We start from the raw sequence: 12,320 nt of genomic DNA on the forward strand, positions 1-12,320 counted from the left end.
CTGCATGGCCGCACTCGAGGCGGAGAAGTATCTGGCCGGCATCGAAGTGCATCGCGAAGCGGCCGAGTAGAGAGTTCAGAGAGCGGCTTAGAAACGCCGTGTAAAAGCCTGATTTTTCATTCAGACGCCAAAACAGAACGAGGGGAATCATGGCGTTGGACTGGGACAAGCTACGCGTGTTTCACGCTGCGGCGGAGGCGGGGTCGTTTACCCATGCGGCCGAGACATTGCATCTGTCACAATCGGCGATCTCGCGGCAGGTCAGCGCGCTCGAGCATGATGTCGGCGTGCCGCTGTTCAACCGCCACGCCCGCGGGCTGGTGTTGACCGAGCAGGGTGAGATGCTGTTTCGCACGGCGCATGACGTGCTGATGAAGCTGGAGACCATCAAGTCCCGGCTGACCGAGACCAAGGATCGCCCGTCGGGCGTGCTGCGGGTGACGACGACGGTGGGGCTGGGCGCCGGCTGGCTGACCGAGCGGGTGCAGGAATTCATCGAACTCTATCCTGAAATCAGCCTGCAGTTAATCCTCGCCAACGAGGAGCTCGATCTCACCATGCGCCAGGCCGATTGCGCCATTCGGCTGCGCCAGCCGCAGCAGCCGGACCTGATCCAGCGCCGCCTGTTCACCGTGCATTTCCACCTCTACGCGGCCCCATCCTATGTCGCCAAGCATGGCAGGCCGTCTTCCGTCGCCGAGCTGAAGGCCCATCGCATCGTCACCTTCGGCGTGCCGGTGCCGTCGCATCTGTCGGAGCTGAACTGGCTGGAAACGGTCGGTGATTTCGAAGGCGGGCAAAGGGTGCCGACGCTGCAGATCAACGACATATTGTCGATCAAGCGGGCGGTGCAGGGCGGTGCCGGTATCGCCATGCTGCCCGACTATGTGATCAGCAAGGACTCCGACCTCGTGCAGCTGCTGCCGGAGACCGAGGTGCCGTCTTTCGACACCTATTTTGCTTATCCGGACGCGATGAAGAACCAGGCCAAGCTGCACGTGTTCCGGGACTTTATCATCGCCAAGGCGAGAAGCTGGTCATTCTAAGGACATGTCGATTGCCTGGCCCGACCTGAGCCTCAACATGCCCTGAGACGGCGCTGCCGGTTTCACCTACCCCCGCCAGGGCGACAGTCGAGGCAGCCAGCCGGGCACGTTGCGGCGGTAGGCGTCGTATTCGGCGCCGTACCGGTGAGCCAAAGTCGGCTCCTCGTAGAACCGCACGAAAGAGCCCATGGCGATCGCGCCGATGACCGCATAAGCGGCCAGCGTCCAGCTCGAGAACAGCAATGCCTGGCCGAGGATGATCGACAGCACGGCGACATACATCGGGTTGCGGACATGACGGTAGATGCCGCCGATCACCAGCCTCTCGGTTGGCGCGACCGGAGCGGGCGTGCCGAGGCCCTCAAGCGCGAATCGACCGAAGGCATGCAGCAGTGCTGCGATCGCGACGGCGATCAGAAGCCCGCCGGCAGGAACAAAGCCCGGCAGACCAGACCACGGCAAGCCCCAGCGATCGGTCAACAGCCAGGGCACCAGCCCGGCAACCACGCAGGGCGCCGCGATGAAGAAGGCCGCACTGCCGGCGATCGCCGAAAACGTCCGCATTGGCTGCTTCCTCCCGATTGCCTTAGAAATGCACGCCTGCTGCCTGCTTCCACATCATTGCCCGGTTTTGGCATTTTGAGCCGAAAGCCAGCCGAGATCGGCAATTCTGTAGTTGCAATTGCCCGATTCGGCGGCCCATTTCGACGATTCTGCTGGTCCTATTGGCTTCTGGAATGGGTTAGACCACAGCCTGCGTCTTTTTGCATGCGTGTGTTGCAAAATAGATGCTTGTTTCTTGGGCATGATGAGCACATATATAGATCATCTCCTGGGCGCGTTCTCCTCCCATTAGCGCCCTCGAGTGTTCCCCTCTGGAGGTTAGCCTTAACAGGCACTCCAATCAAACTCAGCCGGATCTTCATTGATCCGGCTTTTTTGTTGCCTGTGCTCTGCTGGGCCGGCAAAAAATTCCATCACAATTGCCACGTAACGGTGACATGTAACCTCTGGTAACATAGCCCGGGCGCCCGCGACCTGCTATGTGGATCATAGGACGCGGTGTGGTTCGGACGGGAGATGGGGGCATCACTCGTACGGCCCGGGCTCAGGCGGCTACCGCGTCCGAACCGTTTTTCCGCCGAACTCGGCGGCACCAAATGCGGCGGACCTGCCGTTTTACCTCCCAAGGAAACGGTCCGCGAACAAAACGACGTCCGGTCCCCGCCGGACGTCGTTTTCTTTTGTCCCCTCGAATCAGGTTCGAGAGGAACGCTACGCCATCAGGCAGCCTTGCCGTTGGTGTTCATCGCCTCGTCGGCCAGACGGCCGGTGAGTTCGGCCATGTGGTCGAAGACGGCACGGTAGCTGGCAACGCCCGCGGTCGCCGAGCGCAACTCGATGATCAGGTCGCCGATCTCGGCTTGCGGCATGGTTGCCTCGACGACATCCCATCCTGGCCAGCCAGGCCGCGCGTCGTAGCCGAGTATCTGGCCGCGCCGTTGCGGGATGAGAGCGATGATCTTCGAGGTGGCGTCGGAGGGTGTGACGATCTCGACCTTCATCACAGGCTCCAGGAGCACCGGCAAGCACGCGGCCATGCCTTCCTTCATTGCCAGCCTGGCCGCCATCTGGAAGGCCATGTCGGAGGAATCGACCGCATGGTAGGAGCCGTCCGACAGGTTGACTGCGACATCCACGACCGGAAAGCCCAGCGGCCCGGATTTCAGATAGTCGCGGACCCCGGTCTCGACCGACTGGATGTAGGTCTTGGGCACGACGCCGCCGGTGATGGTGTCGGTGAACTGGAAGCCGGAGCCGCGCGGCAGCGGCTTGATCTCGATCACCACGTCACCGAACTGGCCATGTCCGCCGGACTGTTTCTTGTGACGGCCGCGCTGTTGCGCCGATTTGCGGATCGTCTCGCGATAGGGCACCGCCGGCGGATGGCCTTCGACCGGTATCTGGTTCTTGCCTTCCAGCCGCTCGCGCACCACGCGCAGATGCATCTCGCCATGGCCCGACAGCACGGTTTCAGCCGAGTCCTGGTTGTGGCGCAGGCTGAGCGAGGGGTCCTCCTCGGCCAGCCGCTGGATGGCAGCCGACATTTTCACTTCGTCCTTGCGCTCCTTGGGACGGAGCGCGAAGGCGAAGACCGGCTGCGGCGGCTCGAACTGGACGAGCGGCTTGATGCCGCCCTTGGCCGAACTCAGCGTCTGGCCGGTCTTGACCTCGTCCAGCTTGCCCAGCGCGACCGTATCGCCGGCCTTGGCGATGGAGAGCTTGGAATGGTCCTTGCCGAGCATCCGGTAGATGCCGGAAACCTTGGCCGTGTCGCCGCCGGGCAGCCAGAGTTCGGAACCGTCGACGACCTGGCCGGAGAGGATGCGCGACACCGACAGCTTGCCGCCATGCGAGGTGTGGATGGTCTTCATCACCTGGACCAGGGTAGCCGCGCCGTCGGGTGCACCGAGCCGCTTGCGGGTCGCCTCGATGTCAGGCGCGTCGTGGCGGATCGCCTTCAGGAGACGCAGCACGCCGTTGCCTTTCTCGGCGGTGCCGATCAGCACCGGGGTCACCGCGCCGTCGCGCAGGTCGGCGGCGAGATCGTCGAAGATCGCGTCCTTGGGCGGTTCGATCTCCTCGAGCAGCTGTTCCATCAACTGGTCATCATGGTCGGCCAGCGTCTCCAGCATCGAGAAACGCGCTTCGAGCTCGCGCGCCTTCTCGTCGCCGGGAATCTGCGCCACCTCGCTTTCGGCATATTCGCGATAGATGTAGGCGCGCTCCAGCGCCAGGTCGATCGAACCAATGACGACGCCGTCCTTGCGCAGCGGAATCTGGCGCAGCAGCAATGGCACGGCACTGGCCGGCTGCAGCATCTTCAGCGTGTCGCGCACGCCGGTGATTGCCTTGTCGACCTTGTTGAGAAACAGGATGCGCGGCACGCCGAGATCGTCGAGCTTGCGCATGATCAGTTGCAGGGCAGGGATCTTCTTTTCATCGGCCTCGGCCACGACCACCGCGAGGTCGCAGGCGGCCAGCACCGGTTCGGCTTCGAAAGAGAATTCGATGGAGCCGGGACAGTCGACGAAGGTGATCTGCTCGCCCATGAATTCGGTGGTGGCGATCGTCGCCTCGACGCTCATGGCGTGGGCGCGCGCCTCGGGCGAATGATCTGAAACGGTGTTGCCTGATGAAACGGGATTTTGTCGGGGAATTGAGCCCGTACGGGCCAATATGGCTTCGAGAAGTGTCGTCTTACCGCTTGCGAAGGGACCGACTATGGCAATGCATTTCGGTCCCGTGCGTCGTCCTCCGGCGCGAGTACCCATGACTGACCTCCACTCAGGCGTTTCCCGTAGGACCGACTGGCATGCATGGTTCAGGCGTGGTCAATCGGTCCTGAGCGGCGGCCGGCCTGTTCGACCGTCGCGGGCGGGGTTCTTTTCAAGTCCACCTGCCCAAAGCCATCGTCCCACTTGTTTGCCGGCAGGGCAAGGAAAATAGAAATCCTTTGCTCGGCCGTGGACCCGTGCTGGCCATATAGGGGGCTGGCAGCCGGAAGCTGTTGCACGTCGGCCGATATCGGCGGAAACTGAAGCTGGCGACCCGTCGCCCGCTGTTTTGAAGGACCATCGACCCATGAAGATCATTGCCTGCGGCAGCGTGCCGACCGTCATCGCGCCGGAAAAATACTTCACCGGCCGGGTGCTGCAGACGCCGATCATCGAGAAAGAGGCGCCGGCGCGGCTGCGAGCCACGCTGGTCAGCTTCGAGCCGGGCGCGCGCACCCACTGGCATACGCATCCGCTTGGCCAGACGCTCTACGTGACGGTGGGCGCCGGGCTTGCCCAGACGTGGGGCGGCCCGATCCAGCAGATCAGGGCGGGCGACGTCATCTCGTTCGCGCCTGGCGAAAAACACTGGCATGGCGCGGCGCCGAAATCGGCGATGACGCATATCGCCATGCAGGAGGCGCTCGACGATGTCCATGCCGACTGGCTGGAAGCGGTGACATCGGAACAATATGACGGCTGAATGCTCAGTCCGCAGGAACCCGGCTTCTATTCCAGCCGCAACATTTTCAGAAGAGGGCGACTCGCGGCGAGTCCCGTACCATGGCGCAGGCCATACTCAGTCGCCGGATCGACAGCGCCATGCCGCCCGTTCAACTGACCGTCGGCCAGTAATTTGCGAAACTCACGTCCGGACATAGCCATGTCAAAGCACCGTTTGCCCCTGGTCGCCGCTGTCTATCTTGGTTCGTTCGTGGCTCTGCTCGACGTCAGCATCGTCAATGTCGCGCTGCCGACCATCCAGCAGGCGTTGCAAACCGATTTCGGCGGCCTGCAATGGGTGGTCGACGCCTACACGCTGTGCCTGTCGGCCTTCATGCTGTCGTCCGGCCTGATCGGCGACCGCTATGGCCGCAAGCGCTCATGGCTGGCCGGCGTCGGCATCTTCGTGGCCGGCTCGCTGATCTGCGCCGTCGCGCCCAATTTGCCGGTGCTGCTGGCCGGCCGGGTCGTACAGGGCATCGCCGGCTCGCTGCTCATTCCAGGCGCGCTGTCGATCCTGACGCAAGCCTTTCCCGATGCGCGCCAGCGCGCCGGCGTCATTGGCGGCTGGGCGTCGTTCGCCGCCACCTCTCTGCTCGTTGGTCCCGTCCTCGGTGGCATCCTGGTCGAGACCGTCGGCTGGCAAAGCATCTTCCTTATCAACCTGCCGCTTGGTCTGATCACGATCGCGCTCGGTGCTGCTTCGATCAACGAGACGGCGCATCCCGAACATGCCCATCTCGATCTCGTCGGCCTGGCTCTCAGCATCCTGTGGCTGGGGGCGCTGACCTTTGGCCTGATCTCGGCCGGCGAGAATGGTTGGGGCGAGCCAAGGACGGTCACGGCGCTCATCGCAGGTGTCGTCGGCCTGGGTGCTTTCCTCGGCTTCGAGGCGCGCACGGCACGGCCGATGCTGCCGCTTGGCCTGTTCCGTGACGTCCGCTTTGCCGTCGCCAATGTCGCTTCGTTCGCGCTCGGCTTCACCTCCTATTCCAGCGTCTTCTTCTTCTCGATGTTCCTGCAGCAGGTGCAGGGCTGGTCGCCGACGCAGACCGGCCTGCGCATGGCGCCGGCCTTCATCGTCCAGATCGTGGTGTCGCCGTGGATCGGCAGGCTGAGCGCGCGCTATGGTCACTCCGCGCTGATGAGCATCGGCTATGTTGCTATCGGCCTGTCCATGCTCGGCATGTGCTGGGCCGGTCCTTCGACGTCCTACGCGATGCTGTGCCTTCTGTTCGCCATCGGCGGCCTCGGCAATGCGCTTGCAATCCCGACCGGCAGCGCTGCCGCCATGTCCTATGCGCCGCGCGAACGCTCGGGCATGGTGTCGGCGGTCATCAATGCCACCCGCCAGAGCGGTCTTGCCATCGGCATCGCCTTGCTCGGCGCCTTGATGAGCATGCGGGCAACCAACCTTTTGACCGGGTATCTCGGCGATGCCGGTGTCGCCAACGCGGAAGCGGTCGCTCGTGCTGCAATTTCGCGGCATGATTTCGCAACCGATGCGGCGATGGGCGAAAGCGGCGTGCATGAACTCTATGCTGCCGCCTATGCTGGCGGCTTCCATGCCGCCATGCTGACGGCGGCGATCGGCGCGTTCCTCACCGCCGCACTGCTGGTTGCCGTGCTGGCGCCGGCCGAGGCGCGCTCGGCCAAAGAGACCAAGCACGAGGCGTGAGGCTGACGGCCCATTGAAAACCCGGCAGTGAAGCCGGGTTCTGCGTTCAAAGTGCGCCGCTCAGGTCAGCGAAGCCGTAAAGCGCTGGATGCGCGTGCAGGCTTCCTCCAGAAGCGTCTCCGAGGTGGCGTAGGAGATGCGGAAGTTGGGGCCGAGGCCGAAGGCCGAGCCGAACACCACCGCGACGCCCTCGGCTTCGAGCAATTCCGAGCAGAAGGTTTCGTCGGTGTCGATCGGCTTGCCGGCCTTGGTCTTCTTGCCGATCAACTGGGCGCAGGAGGGATAGACATAGAAGGCCCCTTCCGGCGACGGACAGGTGATGCCGCGCGCCTGGTTGAGCATCGAGACGACGAGGTCGCGACGGCCTTGAAAGATCGCCTTGTTTTTGGCGATGAAATCCTGCGGGCCATTCAGCGCCTCGACGGATGCCCATTGCGCGATGGTGCAGGCGCCCGATGTCTGCTGACCCTGGATCATGTCCATCGCCTTGATCAGTTGGACCGGGCCCGCCGCATAACCGATGCGCCAGCCGGTCATTGCATAGGCTTTCGACACGCCGTTCATGGTCAGCGTGCGCTCGTAGAGCTTAGGCTCGACCTCGGCGATGGTCTTGAAGACGAAATCGCCATAGGTCAGGTGCTCGTACATGTCGTCGGTCAGCGTCCAGACATGCGGATGCTTCAACAGCACGTCGGCCAGAGCGCGCAGTTCGGCCTCGGTATAGGCGGCACCCGACGGGTTCGACGGCGAGTTCATCAGCAGCCATTTGGTCTTCGGCGTGATCGCCTTTTCCAGCACGGAAGCGGTCAGTTTGAAGCCGTTGTCGATCGAGGTGTCGGCAAACAAGGAGGTGCCGCCGCAGATCGCCACCATCTCGGGGTAGCTGACCCAGTAGGGGCGAGGAATGATGACCTCGTCGCCGGGGTTCAGCGTCGCCATGAAGGCGTTGAACAGGATCTGCTTGCCGCCCGTACCGACGATGGTCTGCTCGGGCTTGTAGTCGAGATTGTTCTCGCGCTTAAACTTTTTTGCGATCGCCTCGCGCAGCGGCACGATGCCCGAAACCGGCGGATACTTGGTTTCGCCGCGGCGGATCGCCTCGATTGCCGCATTCTTGATGTTGTCGGGCGTGTCGAAATCCGGTTCGCCGGCGCCGAGGCCGATAATGTCACGGCCGGCATTTTTCAGCTCGCGCGCTTTCTGCGTGACCGCGATGGTGGCGGAAGGCTTCACGCGCGAAAGGGTGTCGGCAAGAAAGGCCATGAGCTTGACGTCTCCATGGAAGATCGGCGCGGCCAGGAGCGACCGCGGCGCTTCTCATGTCGCATGATTTCGCGCAACGCAAGCATTGTCGGCTGATCCAGGTCTCAAGGAGCTGTGATCGGACCCGGGGTCGGCAACAATAAATTCATTAACGAGCGGTAGAGGCTTGAGTGGCAGGATCGCAGACCAATTGCGGAGCGGGGAACCGTGTCGCGCAGCGTCGGGCTTGCCCACATCATCCGTCAGGACGACGGCACCTCCACCGGTGTCTGGGGCATCTACACGTTGCAAAGCGCTTTCCAGCCGATCTTCGCCTTCAAGGAAGGCAAGCTGTCGGTGGTCGCGTTCGAAGGGCTGATCCGACCGTTCCGCGACGGCGAGCCACAATCGCCGATGAATTTCTTCTCGACCTGTCCGGCCGCCGACCGGCTGCATATCGAGGCGCTGACCAGGACGCTGCATCTTCTCAACGCCGGTGCCTGCCTGCCGCAGGAAGCGTCGATCTTTGTTAATTTCGACCCGTCGGTGTTCACCGAACGCACTGTTGCCGACGCTGCCTTGCGCGAAATGCGGCTCGTGCTGCACGAGGCCGGCATCGACCCGCGTCGCGTCGTCTGCGAGGTGACCGAGCAGCGGTCGGCGTCGCAGGAAGCCTTGCACGGCTTCGTCGCGGCATTGAGAGCCAACGGTTTCCGCATCGCCGTCGACGACTATGGCGCCGACGATTCCGACATCAACCGGGTCAAGGAGTTGAAGCCGGATATCGTCAAGTTCGATGCCTACTGGATCACGCAGCTGATGGAGTCCGGCGCCGGCTTCGCGTTGCTGACCACCATGGTGAAGAACTTCGAGGAGCAAGGCATCCATACGGTGTTCGAAGGCATCGAGGAGGGCTGGCAACTGGAGCTCGCCGAGAAATCGGGTGCGTCGATGGTGCAGGGTTTCGTGCTGGCGCGGCCCGAATTGGCGCCGACCAGCTTTGGCGTCTTCGACAAGGCCGGGCAGGCGCCTGTCGCTGCTGCCGTCGACACGTCGGCTGCTGCCGTGGCAACGCCTTCGGCGCGGCCGGTCAAGGCCTTTGGGCGTCGCGTGGCGACATGAGAGGTGATCGGCGGCGCAATGTCGGCGATGCGATCCGGGTCGACGAAGTCGGCATCGAATACGGCATGTATGGCGAGTTCCGGCTGCGCAGCGCCTATCAGCCGATTTTCGCGCCGCGCGGCCGGTTCCTTCACGCGGTCGCGGCCGAAGCCCTGATCGAGCCGCACCGTGCGGGCCGCCCCGGCGCGCCAAAGATATTCTTCGAAAGCGTTGCCGTCTCGGACCGGCTGTTTGTGGAAACCATGTGCCGGGCGCTGCATCTCAGGAATTTTCGCAATATCGGCGTCGACGGGCTCGACCTGTTCTTCAACTACAATCCGTTGATCAACGACCATGCCGGGCGGGCACTGGCCGAGATTCGCCTGATGACCAGGCATCTCGGCGAGTTCGGCCTGGCGCCGGCCATGCTGGTCTGCGAAATCACCGAACAGGCGGCGGACGACGCGCTTCTCGCGCGGCTGGTGCGCGAAATGCGGCGCGACGGCATCCGCATCGCCATCGACGATTTCGGCACCGGGCACTCGACCGAGGAGCGGGTGAGCCTGCTCAAGCCCGACATCGTCAAGATCGACGGCACCTGGTTCGCGGAGTTCTGTCGCCACGCTGCCGCCGAACGGTTCTTCCGCCCGCTGGTTTCCAGCTTGCATGACCGCGGCGCCAAGGTGCTGGTCGAAGGCATCGAGCAGCCCACCCATCTGCGCGCCGCGCTCGAAGGCGGCGTCGACCTGCTGCAGGGTTTTCTCCTCGCCCGCCCAGCCTTGGCGGGGACCGTTTTCGAGGAAGAGCCACTGAACATCGACACGCTGCTGGGTACCGGCGGCAATGTCGTCCCGCTGTTCGGCTAGGGGCGCCACTATTCACACATCAGCGGCGCTGATCGTCGCGACAAAACAAATCATTGGTTGAGTCCGCCGCCGCTGCGATAATCGCGCGGAGACAGTGCTCGGGGGAACAGCCATGATACTTTACGGCATGATAGACAGCGGCAATTGCTACAAGCCGCGCCTGCTGATGGCGAAGCTTGGCCTAGCCTTCACCAACGTCGAGGTGAGTTCGCACACAGGCGACACACGCAAAGCCGACTTTGTCGCCAAGAACCCGAACGCCATGGTGCCGCTGCTCGAGTTCGACGATGGCCGGCGGCTGGCCGAATCCAACGCCATCCTGCTCTATCTCGCCGAAGGCACACGCTTCCTGCCGGCGGACAGGTATGAGCGTGGGCTCGCGTATCAATGGCTGTTCTTCGAACAATACAGCCACGAGCCCTACATAGCCGTGCGCAAGGCGCTGCTGACCTTTCCCGAACGTGCTGGGGATGCGACCCCGGAGCGGCTGGCGGTGACGCTGGAGCGCGGCAACAAGGCGCTCGGCGTGATGAACAGGCATCTGGAAAACAATGCCTTCTTCGCTGGCAGCGCGCTCAGCGTCGCCGACATCGCGCTCTATGCCTATACGCATACGGCGGAGCAGGGCGGTTTCCAGCTCGACGCCTATCCGGCGGTGTCGGCATGGCTTGGCCGCGTGGAAGCGGATCCGGGGCATGTGCCGATCGAGTGGGTGGGGTAGCCTTCTCCTCCTGAAGGAGGGGCTATTTCAACAAATGGTCGTAGTCGGCGTGGGTGCCGACCCAGAACCAGATCACATCTTCATTGTTGCGTATGGCAACAGCCCGATAGTTTTCGTCAACTCGCGCCGACCAATAGCGACCGACCTGTTTGAAATGCAGTGAGGGATGAAAAGGATCGAACGCAGTCGGGCAAAACGCCTGTCCGCCTTTGCTCTGATTGACGATGGCAGTTTTTCATAAGCCTCCCAGAACGATGGAGAGGCGACGTGGTTCACAGAGGCCGCGTCCGACCAGCGCGATGGTCAGCCAGCGCCTGTTCGGCAAGCCTGTCCAAACGGCCCGCCTTCGCGTCGGCTTCCATCTGCCGGTCCCACATATCCGCCTGGAGCGCCTCGAACCAGGCGGCAAACGCCTTCAGTTCCTCGGGGCTCAGTTCGGCGACGGATTTTTCGATCTGCTCAAGTTTGGTCATGGCCGAATGGTACCACTACTGGGCTAAAAGTACCACAAGTTGGAACCATAGTGCGGGCTGCGCCACCTAACCCAGACAGCAAAAAAGGCGGGATAAATCCCGCCTTCCCATGCTTGGTAGCCTGATCGGGAGCGTCCGGTCCGGGCTGGCAGCTATCTGCTGATCCAGCTTGTCGGGTCTTTCCGCTCCAGCGCGCTTCTCGCGCGACTGTCAGTACATCCGTGACTTGCCGCGCGCCCCGAACTCTCGCCCGGCGCGCGCTATCGCAAAATCAGGCTGCCTTGCTCAGAGATCCAGCGGACGACTTGCCAGTGCGGCGGTCCTGCTCGATCTCGAAGTTGATCTTCTGGCCTTCGACCAGGGTCGACAGTCCAGCACGCTCGACAGCGGAGATGTGGACGAATACGTCCGCGCCGCCCGCGTCAGGCTGAATGAAGCCGAAGCCCTTGGTGGCGTTGAACCACTTGACCGTTCCAGTTGCCATTTAGATAGTCCTTCACATTTGCTTTAGATTGACCGGACCGAGGTCCAGCCGGTGTGCATCGAGATTTTGGAGATAGACGTCAGCAAACGCGATTATCGCGAGGCCCGGATCGATCGGCCGAAATATCAATGGAAGGCATATAGGCTGCTTTCGCACAAAAAACAAGACTGTGTGAGAAAGCCGTGATCAGGGCGCTGCCCAATGGCCGCCCTAATCGCGTGAGAGCGTCACGACGGATCGCGACGTCCCTGGGCGGCGGATCAGGGAGAGGACCATGAAAACCATTCTGCTTGCCGCCTGCCTGACGCTTGTCGCCGCTCAGGCTCAGGCGATCTCGCGCTACGACCCGACGCGTATGAGTTGCGGCAACGTTCAGGCGACGATCGCCCGGCAGGGGGCGGTCATCCTGCGCTACCAGTCGAAGCGGGTGCCGGGACTGTCGCTCTACGACCGCTATGTGCAGAGCCAGCGATTCTGCAGCATGGGCGAGGTGAGGACACGAGCCTACGTGCCGAGCGCCGACACAAAGTCCTGCCCGGTCTACAACTGCAAGCGGTCGGACAACGACCGGCATTTCCGCCGGCGGTTCTTCCATAACAACTAGCGCTTGTCGACCGGCAGCCATTGCTCTCAATCCCGGATATGCTC

General features: G+C 62.8%; 13 protein-coding genes and 1 pseudogene. 7 read left to right on the forward strand and 7 right to left on the reverse strand.

Translation table 11 applies throughout. The features are described 5' to 3' along the window. The first annotated feature begins 149 nt into the window (after nt 1–149). Nucleotides 150–1,046 carry a LysR family transcriptional regulator gene (locus EOA22_RS10865; RefSeq protein WP_013530079.1) on the forward strand — a complete coding sequence of 299 codons (897 nt, stop codon included), beginning with the start codon at nt 150–152 and terminating at the stop codon, nt 1,044–1,046. Nucleotides 1,047–1,112: 66 nt separating this feature from the next. On the opposite strand, the gene EOA22_RS10870 is transcribed toward EOA22_RS10865, so the two are convergent. The 3 genes from EOA22_RS10870 to EOA22_RS10875 all read right to left on the reverse strand — a co-directional run bounded on the left by EOA22_RS10870 (nt 1,113) and on the right by EOA22_RS10875 (nt 4,381). Beyond that, nucleotides 1,113–1,610, reverse strand: a complete 498-nt coding sequence (locus EOA22_RS10870) for an isoprenylcysteine carboxylmethyltransferase family protein (RefSeq protein WP_013530080.1) — start codon at nt 1,608–1,610, stop codon at nt 1,113–1,115. 54 nt (nt 1,611–1,664) lie between these two features. Next, nucleotides 1,665–1,853 (reverse strand): hypothetical protein, encoded by a 189-nt coding sequence (locus EOA22_RS38090; RefSeq protein ID WP_206521275.1) that lies wholly within the window; start codon nt 1,851–1,853, stop codon nt 1,665–1,667. 476 nt (nt 1,854–2,329) lie between these two features. Further along, the gene (locus EOA22_RS10875; protein WP_063168807.1) at nt 2,330–4,381 is read right to left on the reverse strand and encodes an elongation factor G; all 2,052 of its coding nucleotides are present in this window, start codon (nt 4,379–4,381) and stop codon (nt 2,330–2,332) included. Between the two features lie 310 nt (nt 4,382–4,691). Here EOA22_RS10875 and EOA22_RS10880 point away from each other — a divergent pair, with 310 nt between their 5' ends. Together EOA22_RS10880 and EOA22_RS10885 are read left to right on the forward strand one after the other, a co-directional pair. Beyond that, nucleotides 4,692–5,087, forward strand: a complete 396-nt coding sequence (locus EOA22_RS10880; protein ID WP_024504148.1) for a cupin domain-containing protein — start codon at nt 4,692–4,694, stop codon at nt 5,085–5,087. Nucleotides 5,088–5,267: 180 nt separating this feature from the next. Next, nucleotides 5,268–6,785: an MFS transporter gene (locus tag EOA22_RS10885; protein WP_082826535.1), complete on the forward strand. Its 1,518-nt coding sequence runs from the start codon at nt 5,268–5,270 to the stop codon at nt 6,783–6,785. Nucleotides 6,786–6,845: 60 nt separating this feature from the next. On the opposite strand, the gene EOA22_RS10890 is transcribed toward EOA22_RS10885, so the two are convergent. Further along, nucleotides 6,846–8,048 carry a pyridoxal phosphate-dependent aminotransferase gene (locus EOA22_RS10890; protein ID WP_063168806.1) on the reverse strand — a complete coding sequence of 401 codons (1,203 nt, stop codon included), beginning with the start codon at nt 8,046–8,048 and terminating at the stop codon, nt 6,846–6,848. Between the two features lie 207 nt (nt 8,049–8,255). Between EOA22_RS10890 and EOA22_RS10895 the strand changes: the two genes are divergently transcribed. From EOA22_RS10895 to EOA22_RS10905, 3 genes are all read left to right on the forward strand, one after another. Next, nucleotides 8,256–9,149, forward strand: a complete 894-nt coding sequence (locus tag EOA22_RS10895; RefSeq protein WP_063168805.1) for an EAL domain-containing protein — start codon at nt 8,256–8,258, stop codon at nt 9,147–9,149. Then, entirely contained in the window at nt 9,146–9,994 is an 849-nt protein-coding gene (locus tag EOA22_RS10900; protein ID WP_063168804.1) for an EAL domain-containing protein, read from the forward strand. The genes EOA22_RS10895 and EOA22_RS10900 overlap by 4 nt, the downstream gene beginning before the upstream one ends. Nucleotides 9,995–10,106: 112 nt before the next feature. After that, nucleotides 10,107–10,715 (forward strand): glutathione S-transferase family protein, encoded by a 609-nt coding sequence (locus tag EOA22_RS10905; RefSeq protein WP_013530087.1) that lies wholly within the window; start codon nt 10,107–10,109, stop codon nt 10,713–10,715. 22 nt (nt 10,716–10,737) lie between these two features. Here EOA22_RS10905 and EOA22_RS38780 read toward each other — a convergent pair. The 3 genes and pseudogenes from EOA22_RS38780 to EOA22_RS10920 form a co-directional block, all read right to left on the reverse strand. After that, a pseudogene (locus EOA22_RS38780) lies at nt 10,738–10,991 on the reverse strand (hypothetical protein). Next, nucleotides 10,988–11,188 (reverse strand): hypothetical protein, encoded by a 201-nt coding sequence (locus EOA22_RS10915; protein ID WP_013530089.1) that lies wholly within the window; start codon nt 11,186–11,188, stop codon nt 10,988–10,990. The pseudogene EOA22_RS38780 and the gene EOA22_RS10915 overlap by 4 nt, the downstream one beginning before the upstream one ends. A 271-nt stretch (nt 11,189–11,459) precedes the next feature. Continuing rightward, nucleotides 11,460–11,672, reverse strand: coding sequence for a cold-shock protein (locus EOA22_RS10920; protein ID WP_010910991.1), 213 nt, complete (start codon nt 11,670–11,672; stop codon nt 11,460–11,462). Nucleotides 11,673–11,946: 274 nt separating this feature from the next. On the opposite strand from EOA22_RS10920, the gene EOA22_RS10925 reads away from it, so the two are divergent. Beyond that, the gene (locus EOA22_RS10925; protein WP_063168803.1) at nt 11,947–12,276 is read left to right on the forward strand and encodes a hypothetical protein; all 330 of its coding nucleotides are present in this window, start codon (nt 11,947–11,949) and stop codon (nt 12,274–12,276) included. Nucleotides 12,277–12,320: the final 44 nt, after the last annotated feature.

Source organism: Mesorhizobium sp. M7A.F.Ca.US.014.04.1.1 (genome assembly GCF_003998745.1).
GTDB lineage: Bacteria > Pseudomonadota > Alphaproteobacteria > Rhizobiales > Rhizobiaceae > Mesorhizobium > Mesorhizobium ciceri.